The 20,210-nt window shown below is 59.8% G+C and carries 18 protein-coding genes; 1 reads left to right on the top strand and 17 read right to left on the bottom strand.

The features are described from left to right. Positions 1 to 11 precede the first annotated feature (11 nt). The 14 genes from rpmC to rpsL form a co-directional block, all read right to left on the bottom strand. Positions 12 to 206 (bottom strand): 50S ribosomal protein L29, encoded by a 195-nt coding sequence (rpmC, locus tag N8A98_RS18365; protein ID WP_113122069.1) that lies wholly within the window; start codon positions 204 to 206, stop codon positions 12 to 14. An 11-nt stretch (positions 207 to 217) separates the two neighbouring features. Next, the gene (gene rplP, locus N8A98_RS18360; protein ID WP_035102630.1) at positions 218 to 631 is read right to left on the bottom strand and encodes a 50S ribosomal protein L16; all 414 of its coding nucleotides are present in this window, start codon (positions 629 to 631) and stop codon (positions 218 to 220) included. Between the two features lie 15 nt (positions 632 to 646). Next, positions 647 to 1,387, bottom strand: a complete 741-nt coding sequence (gene rpsC / locus N8A98_RS18355; protein WP_035102628.1) for a 30S ribosomal protein S3 — start codon at positions 1,385 to 1,387, stop codon at positions 647 to 649. After that, positions 1,387 to 1,767: a 50S ribosomal protein L22 gene (rplV, locus tag N8A98_RS18350; RefSeq protein WP_035102626.1), complete on the bottom strand. Its 381-nt coding sequence runs from the start codon at positions 1,765 to 1,767 to the stop codon at positions 1,387 to 1,389. Before rplV ends, rpsC begins: the two co-directional genes overlap by 1 nt. 1 nt (position 1,768) lies before the next feature. Next, complete coding sequence (gene rpsS / locus N8A98_RS18345) at positions 1,769 to 2,047, bottom strand: 30S ribosomal protein S19 (protein WP_113122068.1); 279 nt, start codon at positions 2,045 to 2,047, stop codon at positions 1,769 to 1,771. Between the two features lie 3 nt (positions 2,048 to 2,050). Next, on the bottom strand, positions 2,051 to 2,890 hold the full coding sequence (gene rplB, locus N8A98_RS18340) for a 50S ribosomal protein L2 (RefSeq protein ID WP_035102623.1): 840 nt from the start codon (positions 2,888 to 2,890) through the stop codon (positions 2,051 to 2,053). Positions 2,891 to 2,905: 15 nt separating this feature from the next. Beyond that, positions 2,906 to 3,199 carry a 50S ribosomal protein L23 gene (locus N8A98_RS18335; RefSeq protein ID WP_113122067.1) on the bottom strand — a complete coding sequence of 98 codons (294 nt, stop codon included), beginning with the start codon at positions 3,197 to 3,199 and terminating at the stop codon, positions 2,906 to 2,908. Beyond that, complete coding sequence (rplD, locus tag N8A98_RS18330; protein ID WP_035102621.1) at positions 3,196 to 3,813, bottom strand: 50S ribosomal protein L4; 618 nt, start codon at positions 3,811 to 3,813, stop codon at positions 3,196 to 3,198. Before rplD ends, N8A98_RS18335 begins: the two co-directional genes overlap by 4 nt. Then, positions 3,813 to 4,514, bottom strand: a complete 702-nt coding sequence (rplC, locus tag N8A98_RS18325; RefSeq protein WP_035102619.1) for a 50S ribosomal protein L3 — start codon at positions 4,512 to 4,514, stop codon at positions 3,813 to 3,815. Before rplC ends, rplD begins: the two co-directional genes overlap by 1 nt. A gap of 83 nt (positions 4,515 to 4,597) precedes the next feature. Next, the gene (gene rpsJ / locus N8A98_RS18320) at positions 4,598 to 4,906 is read right to left on the bottom strand and encodes a 30S ribosomal protein S10 (RefSeq protein ID WP_035102617.1); all 309 of its coding nucleotides are present in this window, start codon (positions 4,904 to 4,906) and stop codon (positions 4,598 to 4,600) included. 68 nt (positions 4,907 to 4,974) lie between these two features. Beyond that, the gene (tuf, locus tag N8A98_RS18315; RefSeq protein WP_035102615.1) at positions 4,975 to 6,165 is read right to left on the bottom strand and encodes an elongation factor Tu; all 1,191 of its coding nucleotides are present in this window, start codon (positions 6,163 to 6,165) and stop codon (positions 4,975 to 4,977) included. Between the two features lie 55 nt (positions 6,166 to 6,220). After that, the gene (gene fusA, locus N8A98_RS18310) at positions 6,221 to 8,311 is read right to left on the bottom strand and encodes an elongation factor G (RefSeq protein WP_113122066.1); all 2,091 of its coding nucleotides are present in this window, start codon (positions 8,309 to 8,311) and stop codon (positions 6,221 to 6,223) included. A 12-nt stretch (positions 8,312 to 8,323) separates the two neighbouring features. Next, positions 8,324 to 8,794, bottom strand: a complete 471-nt coding sequence (rpsG, locus tag N8A98_RS18305; protein WP_035102613.1) for a 30S ribosomal protein S7 — start codon at positions 8,792 to 8,794, stop codon at positions 8,324 to 8,326. A gap of 12 nt (positions 8,795 to 8,806) precedes the next feature. Continuing rightward, on the bottom strand, positions 8,807 to 9,178 hold the full coding sequence (gene rpsL, locus N8A98_RS18300) for a 30S ribosomal protein S12 (RefSeq protein WP_035080811.1): 372 nt from the start codon (positions 9,176 to 9,178) through the stop codon (positions 8,807 to 8,809). A gap of 500 nt (positions 9,179 to 9,678) precedes the next feature. Here rpsL and N8A98_RS18295 point away from each other — a divergent pair, with 500 nt between their 5' ends. Next, complete coding sequence (locus N8A98_RS18295) at positions 9,679 to 10,146, top strand: YbjN domain-containing protein (RefSeq protein WP_262167448.1); 468 nt, start codon at positions 9,679 to 9,681, stop codon at positions 10,144 to 10,146. A gap of 68 nt (positions 10,147 to 10,214) precedes the next feature. Here the strand turns inward: N8A98_RS18295 and N8A98_RS18290 are convergent, their stop codons facing one another. From N8A98_RS18290 to rpoB, 3 genes are all read right to left on the bottom strand, one after another. Beyond that, entirely contained in the window at positions 10,215 to 11,513 is a 1,299-nt protein-coding gene (locus N8A98_RS18290; RefSeq protein WP_262167446.1) for an esterase-like activity of phytase family protein, read from the bottom strand. Positions 11,514 to 11,665: 152 nt separating this feature from the next. After that, on the bottom strand, positions 11,666 to 15,853 hold the full coding sequence (gene rpoC / locus N8A98_RS18285) for a DNA-directed RNA polymerase subunit beta' (protein ID WP_113122063.1): 4,188 nt from the start codon (positions 15,851 to 15,853) through the stop codon (positions 11,666 to 11,668). Between the two features lie 78 nt (positions 15,854 to 15,931). Beyond that, positions 15,932 to 20,074 carry a DNA-directed RNA polymerase subunit beta gene (rpoB, locus tag N8A98_RS18280; RefSeq protein ID WP_113122062.1) on the bottom strand — a complete coding sequence of 1,381 codons (4,143 nt, stop codon included), beginning with the start codon at positions 20,072 to 20,074 and terminating at the stop codon, positions 15,932 to 15,934. Between the last annotated feature and the right edge of the window lie 136 nt (positions 20,075 to 20,210).

Here is a 20,210-nt window from a genome sequence, read left to right as displayed (position 1 = left end):
GTCGCGGCTCCTTACTTCGCTGCGTTCTTTTCGCCAAGGATCGTCTTGATCCGCGCGATATCGCGGCGGACCCTTTTGACCTCGGTCGGCTTTTCCAGCTGCTGGGTAGCACGCTGGAAACGCAGGTTGAACTGTTCTTTCTTCAGGTCGACGAGCTGATCTTTCAGTTCGTCTGCGGTCTTAGCCCGCACATCACTGGCTTTCATGCTCGTGTTCCTTAGTCGGCAATGCGGGTAACAACCCGCGTCATGATCGGGAGCTTCATTGCGCCGAGGCGCAGGGCTTCCTTGGCAACGTCCTCGGGGACGCCGTCGATCTCGAATACGATACGGCCCGGCTTGACACGGGCGGCCCAGAATTCAACAGAACCCTTGCCCTTACCCATACGCACTTCGGTCGGCTTCTTGGAAACCGGCACGTCCGGGAAGATACGGATCCATACCCGGCCCTGGCGCTTCATCTCGCGAGTGATCGCGCGGCGAGCCGCTTCGATCTGGCGAGCAGTAACGCGCTCGGGTTCGGTTGCCTTGAGGGCATACTGGCCGAATGCCAGATCGGTACCGCCCTTGGCAACGCCATGGATACGGCCCTTATGGGCCTTGCGGAACTTGGTCTTCTTAGGTTGCAGCATAATGAACTAACCTTCTTATGCGCGTTCGCGGTCACGGTCGCCGCGCTCACGGCGCGGTTCACGTTCAGCGCGCTGACCGCCCTGATCGGCACCTTCGGTTGCGCGACGTTCGTGCGCAGTCGGATCATGCTCAAGGACTTCGCCCTTGAAGATCCAGACCTTGATGCCGATGATGCCATACGTGGTTTCGGCTTCGGCAGTGCCGTAGTCGATATCAGCACGCAGGGTGTGCAGCGGGACGCGGCCTTCGCGGTACCATTCGGTACGAGCGATATCGGCACCGCCGAGACGACCACCAACATTGACGCGGATACCACCGGCGCCCATGCGGATTGCGGTCTGCACGGCACGCTTCATGGCGCGACGGAAGGCCACGCGGCGTTCCAGCTGCTGGGCAATGCCCTGGGCAACCAGCGTCGCGTCGGTTTCCGGCTTGCGCACTTCAACGATGTTGATGTGCACTTCGCTGTCGGTGAACTTCTTCACCTTGGCGCGGATCTTGTCGATGTCAGCGCCCTTCTTGCCGATCACGATGCCCGGACGGGCAGTGTGGATCGACACGCGGCACTTGCGGTGCGGACGCTCGATGACGATCTTGGACACCGCAGCGGCCTTGAGGTCTTCCAGAAGAGCCGTACGGATCTTCAGGTCTTCCTGCAGCAGCGTGCCGTATTCGCCCTTATTGGCGTACCAGCGGCTGTCCCACGTACGGTTGATGCCGAGGCGGAAGCCGATTGGATTGATCTTCTGGCCCATTATGCGGCCTCCTCAACTTGCCGCACGACGATCGTCAGATGCGAGAACGGCTTTTCGATGCGCGACGACTTGCCACGACCACGAGCGGTGAACCGCTTCATGACCAGCGAGTTGCCGACAAAGGCTTCAGCAACGACCAGGGCATCGGTATCGAGGCCATGGTTGTTTTCGGCGTTCGCGATGGCGCTTTCCAGCACCTTCTTGACCTGGCCGGAGATCCGCTTGTGGCTGAATTCGAGATCGGCCAGAGCCTTCTCGACCTTCTTGCCACGGATCAACTGCGCGACGAGGTTCAGCTTCTGAGGGCTGATGCGCAGCATGCGCAGCACAGCCTTAGCCTCGTTGTCCTTGAGAGCGCGCTCAGTTTTCGGCTTGCTCATATTACTTCCTCTTGGCCTTCTTGTCGGCCGCATGACCGTAATAGGTACGGGTCGGTGCGAATTCGCCGAACTTGTGACCGATCATGTCTTCGGTAACGCTTACCGGGACGTGCTTGTGGCCATTGTGGACGCCGAAGGTGATACCCACGAACTGCGGCAGGATGGTCGAACGGCGGCTCCAGATCTTGACCACATCGTTGCGGCCAGACGAGAGGGCCTTCTCGGCCTTCTTGAGCATGTAGCCGTCGACAAACGGCCCCTTCCAGATTGAACGGGTCATGGCTTACCTGCCCTTCTTCACGTGACGGCTGCGAACGATGAACTTGTCCGTTGCCTTATTGCTGCGGGTCTTCTTGCCCTTGGTCGGCTTACCCCAAGGAGTAACCGGGTGACGGCCACCAGACGTACGACCTTCACCACCACCGTGGGGGTGATCGATCGGGTTCATGGCCACGCCGCGGGTGACGGGCTTGCGACCCAGCCAACGGCTACGACCGGCCTTGCCGAGCGAGGTGTTGGAGTGATCCTGGTTCGAAACGGCACCAACGGTTGCAAGGCAAGTGCCATGCACACGACGCTGCTCGCCCGAGTTCAGGCGAAGGATCGCCCAACCGGAGTCACGACCGACATACTGGGCATAAGCACCAGCCGAACGGGCGACCTGGCCACCCTTGCGGGGCTTCAGCTCGATATTGTGCACGATCGTACCGACCGGCATGCGCTCGAGCGGCATGGCATTGCCCGGCTTCACGTCGACGGTATTCATCGACGAGATGACCTTGTCGCCAGCCGACAAACGCTGCGGCGCAACGATGTAAGCCAGTTCACCGTCTTCGTACTTGATCAAAGCGATCCAGGCCGTACGGTTGGGGTCATATTCCAGGCGCTCGACGGTGCCAACCGCGTCAAACTTGACGCGCTTGAAATCGATCAGGCGATAGGTGCGCTTATGACCGCCACCACGATGGAAGGCAGTGATGCGACCACGATTATTGCGGCCACCGGACTTGGAGAGACCTTCGGTCAGAGTCTTGACCGGAGCACCCTTCCAGAGTTCCGAACGGTCAGTCGTCACGAGCTGGCGACGGCCTTCGGAGGTGGGATTGTAAGTTTTAAGAGCCATTTTTGTCTCTGTCCCTTAGAGGCCGGTCGAAATATCGATCGACTGGCCGTCGACGAGGGTAACAACGGCCTTCTTGACGTCGTTGCGCGTACCGATGTGACCACGGAACCGCTTCACCTTGCCCTTGCGGACCAGGGTGTTCACGGCCTTGACCTTGACCGAGAAGAGCTGCTCGACGGCAGCCTTGATCTCGGTCTTGTTGGCATCGATCGCCACGTCGAAAACGACCTGGTTATGTTCCGAAGCCATCGTCGACTTTTCGGTCACGACGGGGTTACGGACGATGTCATAAGCGCTGAGCTTGTTCATGCGAACCTCGCTTCCAGCGCTTCGAGCGCTGCCTTGGTCAGGACGAGCTTGTTGCGCTTGAGGATCGAAACAACGTTGATCCCCTGCACCGGCAGCACGTCGATATGCGGGATGTTGCGAGCGGCCAGAGCGAAGTTCTGGTCGACAGCAGCACCGTCGATGATCAGCGCGTTCAGCCATTCGAGCTTGCCGAAGGTGGTGCGCAGGGTCGCGGTCTTCGGAGCCGAAGTCGTGACGCTGTCCAGCACAATCAGCTCGCCTGCAGCGGCCTTGGCCGACAGAGCGTGCTTGAGAGCCAGAGCGCGAACCTTCTTGGGAAGATCAATGGCATGGCTGCGCGGGGTCGGACCGAATGCACGGCCACCACCACGGAACTGGGGAGCCTTGCGATCGCCGTGACGAGCACCGCCGCCCTTCTGCTTCTTGAACTTCTTGCCGGTGCGAACGCCTTCCGAACGATTCTTGACGTCGTGCGTGCCGGACATTGCCTTCAGCTGCTGGTAACGAACCATGCGGTGCAGGATGTCCTGACGGACTTCCAAACCGAACACGTCATCAGCCAGCTCGATCTTGCCGACGGACTTGCCGTCGAGACTTGTAACCTGGAGTTCCATTATTTCGCTTCCCCTGCAACGTCTGCAGCGGCCTTGAACGAACCCGGGAACTGGGCGTCCTTGGGAGCAGGCTTCTTGACAGCGTCCTTGACCATGATCCAGGCGCCCTTGGCGCCAGGAACCGAACCCTGGATCATGATCAGGCCACGCTCGATGTCGGTCTTGACGACCTTCACGTTCTGCGTGGTGATGCGACGATCGCCCATGTGGCCCGGCATCTTCTTGTTCTTGAAGGTACGACCAGGGTCCTGACGACCACCGGTAGAACCGATCGAGCGGTGCGACACCGACACGCCGTGCGTTGCACGCAGGCCGCCGAAGTTCCAGCGCTTCATACCGCCGGCAAAACCCTTACCGATCGAAGTACCGGTGACGTCCACCAGCTGGCCTTCGACGAAATGGTCGGCCTGGAGCGTTGCACCGACCTCGATGAGGTTGGCTTCGTCCACGCGGAATTCAGCGACATGGCGCTTGGGCTCGACCTTGGCGACGGCGAACTGGCCGCGCTCTGCCTTGGTCGTGTTCTTGGCCTTGGCCTGTCCAGCGCCGAGCTGCAGCGCGACATAGCCGTCTTTATCAGCGGTCCGCTGGCCTACCACCTGGCAGTTCTGCAAGCTCAGCACGGTCACCGGAACGTGCGAGCCGTCCTCTGCGAAAATGCGGGTCATGCCCAGCTTCTGTGCGATCAATCCAGAACGCATCGGTTATTACCTTCTCTCTTGGCGCTGCACCGGGTCATGGCTTCAGAGGACCCTTTATTTGGTGAGCGCGGAAACTCTTAGTTTTAGAGCTTGATTTCGACGTCGACGCCGGCGGCGAGATCGAGCTTCATCAAAGCATCGACCGTCTGGGGAGTCGGGTCCACGATGTCCAGAAGACGCTTGTGGGTCCGAATCTCGAACTGCTCGCGTGCCTTCTTATCGATATGCGGCGAGCGGTTCACGGTAAATTTGTCGATTCGCGTCGGCAGCGGGATCGGCCCGCGAACCTGCGCGCCCGTACGCTTGGCCGTCGACACGATCTCGCGCGTGGAAGCGTCGAGAACGCGATGGTCAAACGCCTTAAGGCGGATGCGAATATTCTGACCGTTCATCTTGTAAATCCTGACGAAAATGGATCGCGGCGCGCGTTCATCCGCGCGCCGCGAATATCTTTATGGGCTTACTTCAGGATCTTCGCGACGACGCCGGCGCCGACAGTGCGGCCACCTTCACGGATAGCGAAGCGGAGCTTCTCTTCCATGGCGATCGGAACGATGAGCTGAACGTTCATGTTGATGTTGTCGCCCGGCATCACCATTTCCGTGCCTTCAGGCAGGGTCACGATGCCCGTCACGTCAGTCGTACGGAAGTAGAACTGGGGACGGTAGTTGCCGAAGAACGGGGTGTGACGACCGCCTTCTTCCTTGGTGAGGATATAGGCCTCAGCAACGAAGTCGGTGTGCGGGGTCACGGAACCGGGCTTGCAGAGAACCTGGCCGCGCTCAACCTGAGTGCGATCGATACCGCGGATCAGTGCGCCGATGTTGTCGCCAGCCTGGCCCGAGTCGAGCAGCTTGCGGAACATTTCGACACCGGTAACGGTGGTCTTCTGGGTTGCCTTGATGCCGACGATTTCGACTTCTTCGCCAACCTTGACGATACCGCGCTCGACACGACCGGTCACAACCGTACCGCGACCCGAGATCGAGAACACGTCTTCGATCGGGAGCAGGAAGGGCTGGTCAACCGGACGTTCCGGCTGCGGGATGTACGAGTCAACGGCAGCCATCAGCTCAAGAACGGCGTCGTGGCCGAGCTTCTTGTCCGAATCTTCGAGAGCGGCGAGAGCCGAGCCCTTGATGATCGGGATATCGTCGCCCGGGAATTCGTAGGACGACAGCAGCTCGCGGACTTCCAGCTCAACGAGCTCGAGCAGTTCCGGATCGTCGACCATGTCACACTTGTTCAGGAACACGACCAGAGCCGGCACGCCAACCTGACGAGCGAGCAGAATGTGCTCACGGGTCTGGGGCATCGGGCCGTCAGCAGCCGACACGACCAGGATCGCGCCGTCCATCTGGGCAGCGCCGGTGATCATGTTCTTCACATAGTCGGCGTGGCCGGGGCAGTCCACGTGAGCGTAGTGACGATTGGTCGTCTCGTACTCGACGTGAGCCGTGTTGATGGTGATGCCGCGGGCCTTCTCTTCGGGGGCCGCGTCGATTTGATCGTACGCCTTGAAGGTCGCGCCACCGGTCTCAGCCAGCACCTTGGTGATCGCTGCAGTCAGCGAGGTCTTGCCATGGTCAACGTGACCGATGGTGCCGATGTTGCAGTGAGGCTTATTGCGGGAAAACTTTTCCTTGCCCATCGCTTCTCTCCGTATTCGTTAGCCGCTCGGCCAACCTTGAGTTTCAGTTTATTATTTAGGCGTACTTGGCCTGGACTTCGTCGGCGACTGCCTGCGGAACCTGCTCGTAATGGTCGAACGTCATCGAGTACTGCGCACGACCCTGGCTCATGGAGCGCAGCGAGTTCACATACCCGAACATGTTCGCGAGCGGGACATAGGCATTCACAACCTGGAGGATGCCGCGGCTTTCAGTGCCGTGGATCTGACCGCGTCGGGAATTCAGGTCACCGATGACGTCGCCCATGTAGTCTTCCGGCGTCACAACTTCAACCTTCATGATCGGCTCCAGGATCTTGGGAGCCGCCTTGCGAAGGCCTTCGTTGAAACCTGCACGGCCGGCGATTTCGAATGCCAGCACCGAGGAGTCAACGTCGTGGTAGGCGCCTTCAGTCAGCGTCACCTTGACGTCAACGATCGGGAACCCGATCAGCGGACCGGCCGACATCACCGACTTCACGCCCTTTTCGACGCCCGGGATATATTCCTTGGGCACCGAACCGCCGACGACGGCGTTCACGAATTCCAGACCCTTGCCGACTTCGCTGGGCTCAACAGTGAGCTTGACGCGAGCAAACTGGCCCGAACCACCCGACTGCTTCTTGTGGGTATAATCCACGGAAGCCGACTTGGTGATGGTTTCGCGATAAGCCACCTGCGGCTGACCGATATTGGCCTCGACCTTAAACTCGCGACGCATACGGTCGACGAGGATGTCGAGGTGAAGTTCGCCCATGCCCGAAATGATGGTCTGGCCGGATTCTTCGTCGGTCTTGACGCGGAACGTCGGATCTTCGGCAGCCAGACGATTGAGCGCGAGGCCCATCTTTTCCTGGTCGGCCTTGGACTTGGGTTCCACCGAGATGTCGATAACCGGCTCGGGGAAGATCATGCGTTCAAGGATGACCTGTGCGTTCTGCGGGCAGAGCGTATCACCGGTCGTGGTGTCCTTGAGGCCAACGATAGCCACGATGTCGCCTGCATAGGCTTCCGTGATCTGCTCGCGGCTATTCGCATGCATCTGGAACAGGCGACCAACGCGCTCGCGCTTTTCCTTGACGGTATTCTCAAGCATCATGCCCTGCTCGAGCTTGCCCGAGTAGATGCGGCAGAACGTCAGCGTACCCATATGCGGGTCGTTGGCGATCTTGAATGCCAGCATGGCCAGCGGCTCGCTGTCGTCGGCATGACGCTCGATCGGCTGTTCCGTACGGGCATCGATGCCCTGGATGGCCGGAACGTCGGCAGGCGACGGCAGGAAGTCGATAACGCCATCGAGCAGGGGCTGAACGCCCTTGTTCTTGAAGGCCGAACCGGCGAACACCAGGAAGAACTTGGTGTCGATCGTGCCACGACGCAGCAGGCGACGGATGGTGTCATTGTTCGGCAGATCGCCGTTCAAATAGGCTTCCATCGCGTCGTCGTCGATTTCGACGGCGGCTTCGATCATCTTTTCGCGGTATTCAGCAGCACGTTCCTTGAGATCTTCAGGGATCTCAACCACGTCCCACTGTGCGCCCAGCTCTTCGTTGCGCCAGACCAGTGCGTTCATCTCGATCAGATCGACAACGCCCTTGAACTCGTTCTCAGCGCCGATCGGCAGCTGGACGGGAACGGCCTTGGCGCCGAGGCGCGAGCCGATCATTTCCACGCAGCGGTAGAAGTCGGCGCCGATCTTGTCCATCTTGTTGACGAAGATCATGCGCGGAACGTCATACTTGTCGGCCTGGCGCCAGACGGTCTCGGTCTGGGGCTCAACACCGGCATTGGCGTCGAGCAGCGCTACCGCACCGTCGAGCACGCGCAGCGAACGTTCGACTTCGATGGTGAAGTCCACGTGGCCGGGGGTGTCGATGATGTTGAAGCGGTGCATCGTGCCATTACGATCCTTCCAGAAGGTCGTGGTGGCAGCAGACGTGATGGTGATACCGCGTTCCTGCTCCTGCTCCATCCAGTCCATGGTCGCGGCGCCGTCATGGACTTCGCCGATCTTATGGGACTTGCCGGTATAGTAGAGGATGCGTTCAGTCGTGGTCGTCTTGCCAGCATCAATGTGAGCCATGATGCCGAAGTTACGATACAGATTGATCGGATATTCGCGTGCCATAAAGCTCTCCTACTACCAGCGGTAGTGCGAGAAGGCACGGTTGGCGTCAGCCATACGGTGCGTATCTTCGCGCTTCTTGACGGCCTGGCCGCGACCATTGAGAGCATCCATGAGCTCGCCCGACAGGCGTTCACGCATGGTGTTCTCACCGCGCTTGCGGGCGGATTCGATCAGCCAGCGAATGGCCAGGGCCTGCTGACGATCGGTGCGAACTTCAACCGGGACCTGATAGGTGGCGCCGCCAACACGACGCGAACGAACTTCAACCGCCGGGCGGATGTTGTCGAGCGCGGTGTGGAACACCGTGATGGGGTCCTGCTTGGACTTGGCTTCGACGATATCGAAGGCACCGTAAACGATGCTTTCGGCAGCCGACTTCTTGCCGTCCTTCATGAGCGAGTTCATGAACTTGGTAAGGACCAGATCGCCAAACTTGGCGTCCGGGATAACGTCGCGTTTTTCTGCGCGGTGACGACGGGACATATCTCGATCTCCTTACTTCGGACGCTTCGCGCCGTACTTCGAACGGCGTTGCTTGCGGTCCTTGACGCTCTGCGTGTCGAGAACGCCGCGGAGCACGTGATAACGAACGCCGGGAAGGTCGCGAACGCGGCCGCCACGGATCAGGACCACGGAGTGCTCCTGCAGGTTGTGGCCTTCACCCGGAATATACGAGATCACTTCGCGCTGATTGGTCAGGCGAACCTTGGCAACCTTGCGCAGAGCCGAGTTCGGCTTCTTCGGGGTCGTCGTATACACACGAGAACAAACGCCGCGCTTCTGCGGGTTTGCTTCCATGGCCGGAACCTTGTTCCGCTTTGGCTTGCTGGCGCGTGGTTTGCGGATCAGCTGATTAATGGTGGGCATTGCGCTCTTTCCATCGTCCAAAATAGTTTTCGGTCTAGACAAGCAAACCAAAACGGCGCTCATCCGACCCCAATCAGGGGATACGGCGGCGCCTTTATTGCAGCGGACCACAGACCGAAACCGGCCGCAGTCATGCGCACAAGGATTTGCTTCGTCTAACTACCCGACAGTGTGTTTGAGTGTCCTGGATTCCCGCGCTAGATGGCAGGGACCCGGTGTGACATTCACGACCGACCGCTAAGGTAGGCGCTGTTTAGAGCCGATGACTCGCCCCGTCAAGGATTCTTTCATGAAAAATCCGTGGTGGAGCTATGCGTAGGCTTGCAATGGTTTGGCGTCCGTGACTGGGCGAACGAAAATCCATCCCTGCCCTGCCCCCCTGCCAGCATTTTACCAAACGGTCATTTTCGGGTCATCGCGAAACGTGTAGCATTCAGCCCGATCGATATCGATCCCATTGAATCGCCGGCCAAGCAGAGAGCCGGACAAGGGAGACTGCCATGAAATTTACCTCGATGATCGCCGGCACGGCCCTCGGCCTGGCTCTGACCGTATCGGCACAGGCCCAGGCGGTGACGGGCGCCAATACCGACGAAATCCTCAGCATCGCCAAGAACTATGGCGACGCCTCGATGACCAAGCAGTCCAATGGCGATCCGCAGATCACCGGCGAGATCAACGGGGTCGCCTATCAGGTCTATTTCCGCAATTGCACCAACAACAAGAATTGCGAAGACCTCAACTTCTATCTCGGTTTCCTCGATATCAAGCCGACCCTGGAACAGATCAACGACTGGAACTTCAACAAGCGCTTCAGCCGCGCCTATCTCGACCAGGACAAGGACGCCTGCGTCGAAATGGATCTCGACCTGGTCCAGGGTGTCAGCGCCAAATATCTCGATTCCCAGTTCTCACTGTGGAAGATGGTGGTCGAGCAGTTTGCCGACCATGTCGGCTATAAGAGCTAGGCTGACCTACATGGCGACAAATAAAAGGGGCCTTTCGGCCCCTTTTGCATTTCTGGCGCGCGGTGCGGTTATTCGGCTTTGAGGAAGTCGGCGACGTCGAGCAGGATATATTCGTTGTCGTCGGCACGGCCGGCTTCGCGGCCCGTCGAGCCGGGATAGTTGTTGTCATTGGCGACGATGATCGTGGTCGGGTCGACCAGATCGACGTCTTCGATGGTGACGAAGGGGAAGGTGAATACGCCGTCCTTGGTGCCGCGCGGCCCGATGCCGTCGGGGTCCTTGATCGCCATCAGGTCGATATAGGCCAGCTTTTCCAGCACGCCGTTGGCATCGGCCTTTTCCAGATCGACGAGATAGATACGCTTGAAGGCAGCGGCCTTTTCGCGGCCATCGTCGCCTTCTCCATTGTCGCGTTCGATGATCAGCCCGCGGGTGCCATCGATGATGTTGAAATCGCCGATCGCGTGGGTGGCGTCTTCGAGCGGGTAGTAGCGGACCTTGTCATTCCAGCTGGCGCTGGCGACGTCGAATTCCAGCATGCGCAGGACCGGCTTGCCATCGATCAGCTCGAGGGCCTTGGCCTCTTCGTCGTAGAACGGCTTTTCCAGCAACGGATAGAGCGTCTTGCCATCGATCGACTGGGCCATGCCTTCATAGCCGCCCGAGCGGCCGGTGTTCACGCCGGTCGGAACGGCGCCTGCAGCCGGGGTCGAGACGAACTGGTTGTCGGGCGACTTGTAATCAACGCCGCCCGGATTGGTGGCGATGACCTGCAGCACGACGCCGTTCGCATCGACTTCGATCAGCCAGGGGCCGAACTCGTCGCCGATCCAGTAGTTCTCGCCGACCGGCTGGATGGATTCCGGGTCGAAATCGGCGCCGGTCAGATAGCGGGTGTCGCTATGCTCGGTGACGATCGGGAATGGCACGACGCGGTTGGGATCCTTGAGGAACACCGTGCGCTCAATGCCGACTTTGCCGGCTTCCCAGTCCATCTTCAGGATGTTGAACATCAGCATGGCGTCGGACGAATTGGCCTTGTTGCCGAAGCCATTGTCGGTCAGCAGCAGGAAGCGATCATCGTCCAGCGAGCGCACGCCCGACATGCCTTGCAGCGGCTGGCCGGGAAACGGCATGGCAATGCCGGAGGCCGGATTGGCCCAGCCATAGGGTGTCTCGACCCGGGTGCCCGAGGTGAAGCGGCCCGACATGTTGAGGCTATAGGGCGCGTTGGCCGGAGCGGGCACGAAAGTCTGCGCCGGCAGTTCGGCATGGGCCTTGAGGGTCGCGTCGAATTGGGTCTGGGCGAAGGCAGAAGTTGAAAGCATCGCGACGGCCAGCGCGGCAAGCAGCGTCTTCTTGGACATGGATCATCTCCGGAAAAGGAAGTGATCCGCTGCTAGCGCGGCTACGTGTCGGTCCGGCTACGGGCCAATGGCAGTTCGTTGACAATGCACAGGCCCAAAAGAAAAGGGAGCCTTGCGGCCCCCTTCCCTCAAATTCGGATTTGTTGCGTCGCTTACTCGGCGGCGGTCGGAGCCGGGATCGCCTGGGTGTTGGCCTGGCGGCGGCGCTCGTCGAGGATCAGGTCGTCGCGCTTGGTGGCGATCAACTTGGCCGAGGAGATGCCAGCACCGGTACCAGCCGGGATCAGGCGGCCGACGATGACGTTCTCCTTGAGACCTTCGAGCAGATCGGCCTTGCCGGACACTGCCGCTTCCGTGAGGACGCGGGTGGTTTCCTGGAACGAAGCAGCCGAGATGAACGAACGGGTCTGCAGCGATGCCTTGGTGATGCCCAGCAGCACCGGATTGGCCGTCGCAGGCTTCTTGCCTTCAGCGACCAGAGCATCGTTGAGCTCGTCAAAGTCCAGCTTGTCGAGCTGCTCGTCCTTGAGCAGGCCAGACTCACCTGGATCCACGATCTCGACCTTCTGCAGCATCTGGCGAACGATCACCTCGATGTGCTTGTCGTTGATCAACACGCCCTGCAGACGATAAACTTCCTGGATTTCATTGACGAGGTAACGAGCAAGCTCTTCCACGCCCTTGATGGCCAGAATGTCGTGCGGCGCCGGGTTGCCGTCGAGGATGTATTCGCCCTTTTCGATCGGGTCGCCTTCCTGAAGATGGAAGGGCTTGCCCTTCGGGATCAGGTATTCAACCGGATCTGCACCTTCTTCGTTCGGCTCGATGATGACGCGACGCTTGTTCTTGTAGTCGCGACCGAAACGGATCGTACCATCGATCTCGGCGATGATGGCGTGATCCTTGGGACGGCGTGCTTCGAACAATTCAGCCACGCGCGGCAGACCGCCCGTGATGTCCTTGGTCTTGGCCGATTCCAGCGGAATACGGGCCAGCACGTCGCCGGGCGCGACCTTCTCGCCGGGCTCCACGTTGATAACGGCATCGACCGAGAGCAGATAACGGGCGTCGCCGCCACGATCCACCTTGGCAACCACACCGCCGCGAGCAATCGCGAGGGCCGGCTTGAGGCCGTCACCGCGCTGATTGGTGCGCCAATCGATGACAACGCGCTTGGTGAAGCCCGTTGCCTCGTCGGTGTTTTCCGCAACCGATGCACCGTCAACGAGATCCTCGAACACGACCTCACCCTCGACTTCAGCGAGGATCGGACGGGTGTAGGGGTCCCATTCGGCCAGACGCTGGCCACGACGAACCATGTCGCCTTCCTTGACCAGCAGCTTGGAACCATAGGTCACCTTGTGGGTGGTGCGTTCCTTGCCGTCGGCATCGAGAATGGCGAGCGACACGTTACGGGCCATGACGACAAGCTTGCCGCCCTCGACCTTGGCAACGTTGGGGTTACGGATGGCGATCTTGCCTTCAGCACCCGATTCCAGGAACGAGCTATCGACCACCTGAGCCGTACCACCGATGTGGAACGTGCGCATGGTGAGCTGCGTGCCGGGTTCACCGATCGACTGAGCGGCGATAACGCCGACAGCTTCACCCATGTTCACGGGCGTGCCGCGAGCAAGGTCACGGCCATAGCAGGCCGCGCAGGTCCCCTGGCGCATGTCGCAAGTCAGCGGGGAGCGGATACGGATCGACTGGATCCGGGCTTCCTCGATGATGTCGACATGCTTTTCTTCCAGCAACGTCCCCTTGGCGGCGATCAGATCGCCGGTCAGCGGATGGTTGATGTCGTCAGCTGCCGTGCGGCCCAGCACGCGCTGGCCGATCGACGCAACGATCTGGCCGGCATCGACGATGGGCTCCATGGTGAGGCCACGCTCGGTGCCGCAATCGGTGGCCACGATGATGGCGTCCTGCGCCACGTCCACGAGACGACGGGTCAGGTAACCCGAGTTCGCAGTCTTGAGCGCGGTGTCGGCCAGACCCTTACGGGCACCGTGGGTCGAGTTGAAGTACTCGAGAACGTTCAGGCCTTCCTTGAAGTTAGCCGTGATCGGGGTCTCGATGATCGAGCCGTCGGGACGCGCCATCAGGCCGCGCATACCGGCAAGCTGCTTCATCTGGGCCGGGGAACCACGGGCACCCGAATGGCTCATCATGTAGACCGAGTTGATCGGCTTTTGACGACCGGTTTCCTTGTCGATCTGAACGGCCGCAATGCCCTTCATCATCTCTTCGGCAACCTTGTCACCACACTTGGCCCAGGCGTCGACCACCTTGTTGTACTTTTCGCCCTGAGTGATCAGGCCGTCATTGTACTGCTGCTCGAACTCTTCGACCTGCTTACGGGCGGCTTCCACGATCGTGTACTTGGACGGCGGGATAACCATGTCGTCCTTGCCGAACGAGATGCCGGCGTCACACGCGTTCTTGAAGCCAAGCTGCATCACGCGGTCACAGAAGATCACGGTCTCTTTCTGACCGCAGCCACGGTAAACCGTGTCGATCATCTTGGAGATCATCTTCTTGGTCATCAGCTGGTTGGCCGTGGAGAACGGCACAGCAGGATGCTTGGGAAGAATCTGACCGATCAGCATGCGGCCCGGGGTCGTCTCGACGATCTCGGTGGTCTGCTTGCCATCCGCGTCAAAGGACACAACGCGGCCTTTGATCTTGGTGTGGAGCGTGACGACCTTGTTGTCGAGCGCATGCTCGAGTTCGGCGTAGGAACCGAACACCATGCCCTCGCCCGGCTCTTTCTCGTTCATGAGAGAGAGATAGTAGAGGCCCAGCACGATATCCTGCGACGGCACGATGATCGGCTGGCCGTTTGCAGGGTGCAGGATGTTGTTGGTCGACATCATCAGGACGCGCGCTTCCAGCTGCGCTTCGAGCGACAGCGGAACGTGCACGGCCATCTGGTCACCGTCGAAGTCGGCGTTGAAAGCCGAGCAGACGAGCGGATGCAGACGGATAGCCTTGCCTTCGATCAGGATCGGCTCGAACGCCTGGATGCCCAGACGGTGAAGGGTCGGAGCGCGGTTCAGCAGAACCGGGTGCTCACGGATCACTTCGTCCAGGATATCCCAAACCTCGGGCTTTTCCTTCTCGACGAGCTTCTTGGCCTGTTTGACGGTCGAAGAGAAACCCTTCGCTTCAAGGCGGCTATAGATGAAGGGCTTGAACAGCTCGAGCGCCATCTTCTTGGGCAGGCCGCACTGGTGCAGCTTGAGGTTCGGACCCACGGTGATGACCGAACGGCCCGAATAGTCGACGCGCTTGCCGAGCAGGTTCTGGCGGAAGCGGCCCTGCTTGCCCTTGAGCATGTCGGACAGCGACTTGAGCGGACGCTTGTTGGCACCGGTGATGGTGCGGCCACGGCGGCCGTTGTCGAACAGCGCGTCCACAGCTTCCTGCAGCATGCGCTTTTCGTTGCGGATGATGATGTCAGGCGCACGCAGCTCGATCAGGCGCTTCAACCGGTTGTTGCGGTTGATGACGCGGCGATAGAGATCATTGAGATCGGACGTGGCAAAGCGGCCACCATCCAGCGGCACCAGCGGGCGCAGCTCGGGCGGAATGACCGGAATGACGGTCATGATCATCCATTCGGGCTTGTTGCCCGACACGATGAACTGCTCGACGATCTTGAGGCGCTTGGCGAGCTTCTTGGGCTTAAGTTCCGTGGTGGACTCAGCAATTTCCACGCGCAGGTCGGCCGCGATCTTTTCGAGATCCAGCGCGATCAGGATGTCGCGGATAGCCTCGGCGCCGATCTTGGCGGTGAAGCTGTCAGCGCCATATTCGTCCTGGGCGTCGAGGAACTGCTCTTCGGTCAGCAATTCATGCTGGGTGAAGGGCGTCAGGCCCGCATCGAGAACGACGTAGTTCTCGAAGTACAGGATGCGCTCGATGTCCTTCAGCGTCATATCGAGCAACAGCGCGATACGCGACGGCAGGGACTTCAGGAACCAGATGTGAGCAACCGGCGCAGCCAGTTCGATATGGCCCATGCGCTCGCGGCGAACGCGGCTCAGGGTGACTTCGACACCGCACTTTTCGCAGATGACGCCCTTGAACTTCATGCGCTTGTACTTGCCGCACAAGCATTCATAGTCCTTCACAGGGCCAAAGATGCGCGCGCAGAACAGGCCATCGCGTTCAGGCTTGAACGTACGATAGTTGATGGTTTCCGGCTTTTTGATCTCGCCGTAGGACCAGGACAGGATCTTTTCCGGGCTCGCAATGGAGATCTTCATCTGATCGAAGGTCTGCACCGGAACGGCCGGATTGAACGGGTCCATGACGTGGGAATGATGGTTCATCAATTCTCTCCTCTTTCCATCGGGAGCGGGCTGCCGCCCGGCTCCCTCAGGAAGTGAATGGGGGTAGGAAGTGCCGGATTATTCCGCCGCTTCCTGAGGAGGTGCGAGCTCCGCTTCAGCTTCGCTGTTGAGGTCTTCGATCTCGCGGTTCTCAAGCTCGACATTGAGCCCGAGCGACCGGATTTCCTTGACCAGAACGTTGAAGCTTTCGGGGATACCCGCCTCGAAAGTATCGTCGCCACGCACGATGGCTTCGTAGACCTTGGTACGACCTGCAACGTCGTCCGACTTGATGGTAAGCATTTCCTGGAGCGTATAAGCCGCGCCATAGGCCTCGAGAGCCCACACTTCCATCTCGCCGAAGCGCTGACCGCCGAACTGGGCCTTGCCGCCCAGCGGCTGCTGGGTGACCAGCGAGTACGGACCGATCGAACGGGCGTGGATCTTGTTGTCCACAAGGTGGTCCAGCTTGAGCATATAAATATACCCAACCGTCACCTGCCGATCGAACTGCTCGCCGGAACGACCGTCGAACACGGTGGACTGGCCGGAGGCCTTGAGGCCTGCCTTTTCCAGCATCACCACGATATCGGCTTCCTTGGCGCCGTCGAACACCGGGGTCGCGATCGACACGCCCTTGGAGAGGTGTTCGCCCAGACGCACCAGACCGTCATCGTCGAGGTCGGTGATGGATTCATCACCGGCAAACAGGTCCTGCACTTCAAGACGCAGCGGCTTCAGATCGCCATTGCGCTGGTAGGCGCGAACCATCTCGTCGATCTTCTTGCCCATGCCGGCGCAAGCCCAGCCCAGGTGCGTCTCGAGGATCTGGCCCACATTCATGCGCGAGGGCACGCCCAGCGGGTTCAGCACGATATCAACCGACGTACCGTCTTCGAGGTACGGCATGTCTTCCACGGGAACGATGCGCGAAACCACACCCTTGTTACCATGGCGGCCGGCCATCTTGTCGCCCGGCTGGATCTTGCGCTTGGTAGCGATGAAGACCTTGACCATCTTCATCACGCCCGGCGGAAGTTCATCACCGCGCTGCAGCTTGTCGACCTTGTCGATGAAGCGCTGTTCGAGCAGCTTGCGGCTCTCTTCATACTGAGCATGAAGAGCTTCCATCTCGGTCATGACCTTGTCGTCATCGACCGCGAACTGCCACCACTTCGAACGGGGCTGCGCCTCGAACATCTGGTCATTGAGCTTGGTGCCAACGACATAGCCCTTCGGACCTGCCGTAGCGGCCTTGCCGAACAGCATTTCCTTGAGGCGAGCATAGACGTTACGGTCGAGGATCGACTGTTCGTCGTCACGGTCCTTGGCAAGACGCTCGATTTCCTCGCGCTCGATAGCCATGGCGCGCTCGTCCTTGTCGATGCCGTGACGATTGAACACGCGCACTTCAACAACAGTACCAGCATCGCCCGGCGGCACGCGCAGGGAGGTGTCACGAACGTCCGAAGCCTTCTCGCCGAAGATGGCGCGGAGAAGCTTTTCTTCCGGCGTCATCGGCGATTCACCCTTGGGGGTGATCTTGCCGACCAGGATATCGCCCGGCGCCACTTCGGCACCGATATGCACGATACCGGCTTCGTCGAGGTTCTTCAGCGCTTCTTCCGAAACGTTCGGAATGTCGCGGGTGATTTCCTCAGGACCAAGCTTGGTATCGCGGGCCATCACTTCATATTCCTCGATATGGATCGAGGTGAAGACGTCCTGCATAGCGATCTTCTCGCTGAGCAGGATGGAGTCTTCGAAGTTGTAGCCGTTCCAGGGCATGAACGCGACGAGCACGTTACGCCCCAGAGCCAGATCGCCCAGCTCGGTCGAGGGACCATCGGCAATGATGTCGCCCTGGTTGACGTGATCGCCAACCACAACCAGCGGACGCTGATTGATGCAGGTCGACTGGTTCGACCGCTGGAACTTCATCAGATTATAGATGTCGACGCCCGACTTGGACGCATCCGTTTCTTCGGTTGCACGAATAACGATACGGGTGGCGTCCACCTGGTCGACGATACCCTTGCGCTTGGCAACGATAGCAGCGCCGGAGTCACGGGCCACGATCGCTTCCATGCCCGTGCCCACGAAGGGAGCATGAGCGCGCAGCAGCGGCACAGCCTGACGCTGCATGTTCGAGCCCATCAGAGCGCGGTTGGCGTCGTCGTTTTCCAGGAACGGGATCAGCGAGGCGGCAACGGACACCATCTGCTTGGGGGAAACGTCCATAAGGTCGACGTTTTCCTTGGGCGTCAGGCCGTTGTCACCGGCGTGGCGAGCCACGACCAGATCGTCCTGCAGCGTGCCGTCCTTGTTGAACTGCACGTTGGCCTGGGCGACGTAGTGCTTAGCCTCTTCCATGGCGGAGAGGTAGACCACGTCCTCGGTCAGCACGCCGTCCACGATCTTGCGGTACGGGGTCTCGATGAAACCGTACTTGTTGACGCGGGCGAAGGTCGACAGCGAGTTGATCAGACCGATATTCGGGCCTTCCGGCGTCTCGATCGGGCAGATACGGCCGTAATGGGTCGGATGCACGTCACGGACTTCAAAGCCCGCGCGCTCACGGGTGAGACCACCAGGCCCAAGCGCCGACAGGCGACGCTTGTGGGTGATTTCCGAGAGCGGATTGGTCTGATCCATGAACTGCGACAGCTGGCTGGAACCAAAGAATTCGCGCACAGCGGCAGCAGCCGGCTTGGCGTTGATCAGGTCCTGCGGCATCACCGTGTCGATTTCGACCGAGCTCATGCGCTCCTTGATGGCGCGTTCCATGCGGAGCAGGCCAAGGCGATAGGAGTTTTCCATGAGTTCGCCGACGGAGCGAACGCGGCGGTTGCCCAGATTGTCGATGTCGTCGATTTCGCCACGGCCATCGCGCAGGTCGACCAGCGTGCGGACGACTTCAACGATATCTTCCTTGCGCAGCGTGCGCATGGTGTCGGGCGCATCGAGCTCGAGGCGCATGTTCATCTTGACGCGGCCCACGGCGGACAGGTCATAGCGCTCGCTGTCGAAGAACAGCGACTGGAACATGGCTTCGGCGGTATCGACGGTCGGCGGCTCGCCCGGGCGCATGACGCGGTAGATGTCGAACAGGGCGTCTTCACGCGTCTCGTTCTTGTCCACGGCCAGCGTGTTGCGAATATAGGCGCCGATGGTGATGTGATCGATGTCGAGCAGCGGTAGCTCGTCAAAACCCAGCTCAAGCAGCTTGGTCAGGTTCTTTTCGTCGATCTCGTCACCTGCCTCCATGTAGACCTCGCCGGTCTTCATGTTGATCAGGTCTTCGGCGACATACATGCCATAGAGGTCTTCATTGACCGCCAGCAGGTGCGTCAGGCCGTTCTCAGCCAGCTTCTTGGCCTGGCGAGCGGACAGCTTCTTGCCGCCTTCATGGACGACGTCGCCGGTCTTGGCGTCGATCAGGTCCATGGTCGGCTTGGCATTCTTCATCTTTTCCGCATCGTACGGCTTCTGCCAGCCGGTCGCGGTCTTCTCGTAGGTCAGCTTGTTGTAATAGGTCTCGAGGATTTCCTCGGTATCCATGCCAAGCGCCTTGAGCAGGCTGGTGACCGGAATCTTGCGGCGGCGGTCGATACGGGCAAACACTACGTCCTTGGCGTCGAACTCGATATCGAGCCAGGAGCCGCGGTACGGAATGATGCGGCCGGCGAACAGCAGCTTGCCGGACGAATGGGTCTTGCCCTTGTCGTGGTCGAAGAACACGCCAGGCGAACGGTGCATCTGCGAAACAATGACGCGCTCGGTGCCGTTGACGATGAACGTGCCGTTGGACGTCATGAAGGGCATGTCGCCCATATAGACGTCCTGCTCCTTGATGTCCTTGACGGAGCGGGCGCCGGTTTCTTCGTCCACTTCAAACACGATCAGGCGCAACGTCACCTTGAGCGGGGCAGCGAACGTGATGTCGCGCGCACGGCACTCGTCGATGTCGTATTTGGGCTGCTCGAATTCGTACTTCACAAATTCGAGAGAGGCCGTGTTGGAAAAGTCGGTGATCGGAAAGACCGAACGGAAGACGGACTGAAGCCCTTCGTCGGGACGCCCGCCCTTGGGCTCGTCCACGAGGAGGAACTGATCATAGGAGGCCTTCTGGACCTCGATCAGGTTGGGCATCTCCGTGACTTCGCGAATGGAACCGAAAGATTTACGAACCTTGCGGCGGCCGTTGAACGTGGTAGCCATGAAAGCTCCTGTTTGTGCGCTTTTTATATGCCGCGCCAGACGGAAAAGCGGGGGACGCTCTTCCACAAAACGCTGCAGTGCGATTGTCTCGGAGGCAGATATCCAAAAATCCGACTATCAGCCGTCGGGTCTCGGG

The sequence above is a fragment of the Devosia neptuniae genome, assembly GCF_025452235.1.
GTDB lineage: Bacteria > Pseudomonadota > Alphaproteobacteria > Rhizobiales > Devosiaceae > Devosia.
The sequence above is the reverse complement of the archived record's forward strand: the minus strand, read 5'-3'. Positions and strand labels throughout refer to the sequence as shown.

What these genes read in the sequence shown, in the direction of transcription:
- rpmC (WP_113122069.1), bottom strand. Translation starts at nt 206, where the DNA reads ATGAAAGCCAGTGATGTGCGGGCTAAGACCGCAGACGAACTGAAAGAT.
- rplP (WP_035102630.1), bottom strand. Translation starts at nt 631, where the DNA reads ATGCTGCAACCTAAGAAGACCAAGTTCCGCAAGGCCCATAAGGGCCGT.
- rpsC (WP_035102628.1), bottom strand. Translation starts at nt 1,387, where the DNA reads ATGGGCCAGAAGATCAATCCAATCGGCTTCCGCCTCGGCATCAACCGT.
- rplV (WP_035102626.1), bottom strand. Translation starts at nt 1,767, where the DNA reads ATGAGCAAGCCGAAAACTGAGCGCGCTCTCAAGGACAACGAGGCTAAG.
- rpsS (WP_113122068.1), bottom strand. Translation starts at nt 2,047, where the DNA reads ATGACCCGTTCAATCTGGAAGGGGCCGTTTGTCGACGGCTACATGCTC.
- rplB (WP_035102623.1), bottom strand. Translation starts at nt 2,890, where the DNA reads ATGGCTCTTAAAACTTACAATCCCACCTCCGAAGGCCGTCGCCAGCTC.
- N8A98_RS18335 (WP_113122067.1), bottom strand. Translation starts at nt 3,199, where the DNA reads ATGAACAAGCTCAGCGCTTATGACATCGTCCGTAACCCCGTCGTGACC.
- rplD (WP_035102621.1), bottom strand. Translation starts at nt 3,813, where the DNA reads ATGGAACTCCAGGTTACAAGTCTCGACGGCAAGTCCGTCGGCAAGATC.
- rplC (WP_035102619.1), bottom strand. Translation starts at nt 4,514, where the DNA reads ATGCGTTCTGGATTGATCGCACAGAAGCTGGGCATGACCCGCATTTTC.
- rpsJ (WP_035102617.1), bottom strand. Translation starts at nt 4,906, where the DNA reads ATGAACGGTCAGAATATTCGCATCCGCCTTAAGGCGTTTGACCATCGC.
- tuf (WP_035102615.1), bottom strand. Translation starts at nt 6,165, where the DNA reads ATGGGCAAGGAAAAGTTTTCCCGCAATAAGCCTCACTGCAACATCGGC.
- fusA (WP_113122066.1), bottom strand. Translation starts at nt 8,311, where the DNA reads ATGGCACGCGAATATCCGATCAATCTGTATCGTAACTTCGGCATCATG.
- rpsG (WP_035102613.1), bottom strand. Translation starts at nt 8,794, where the DNA reads ATGTCCCGTCGTCACCGCGCAGAAAAACGCGACGTTATCCCGGACGCC.
- rpsL (WP_035080811.1), bottom strand. Translation starts at nt 9,178, where the DNA reads ATGCCCACCATTAATCAGCTGATCCGCAAACCACGCGCCAGCAAGCCA.
- N8A98_RS18295 (WP_262167448.1), top strand. Translation starts at nt 9,679, where the DNA reads ATGAAATTTACCTCGATGATCGCCGGCACGGCCCTCGGCCTGGCTCTG.
- N8A98_RS18290 (WP_262167446.1), bottom strand. Translation starts at nt 11,513, where the DNA reads ATGTCCAAGAAGACGCTGCTTGCCGCGCTGGCCGTCGCGATGCTTTCA.
- rpoC (WP_113122063.1), bottom strand. Translation starts at nt 15,853, where the DNA reads ATGAACCATCATTCCCACGTCATGGACCCGTTCAATCCGGCCGTTCCG.
- rpoB (WP_113122062.1), bottom strand. Translation starts at nt 20,074, where the DNA reads ATGGCTACCACGTTCAACGGCCGCCGCAAGGTTCGTAAATCTTTCGGT.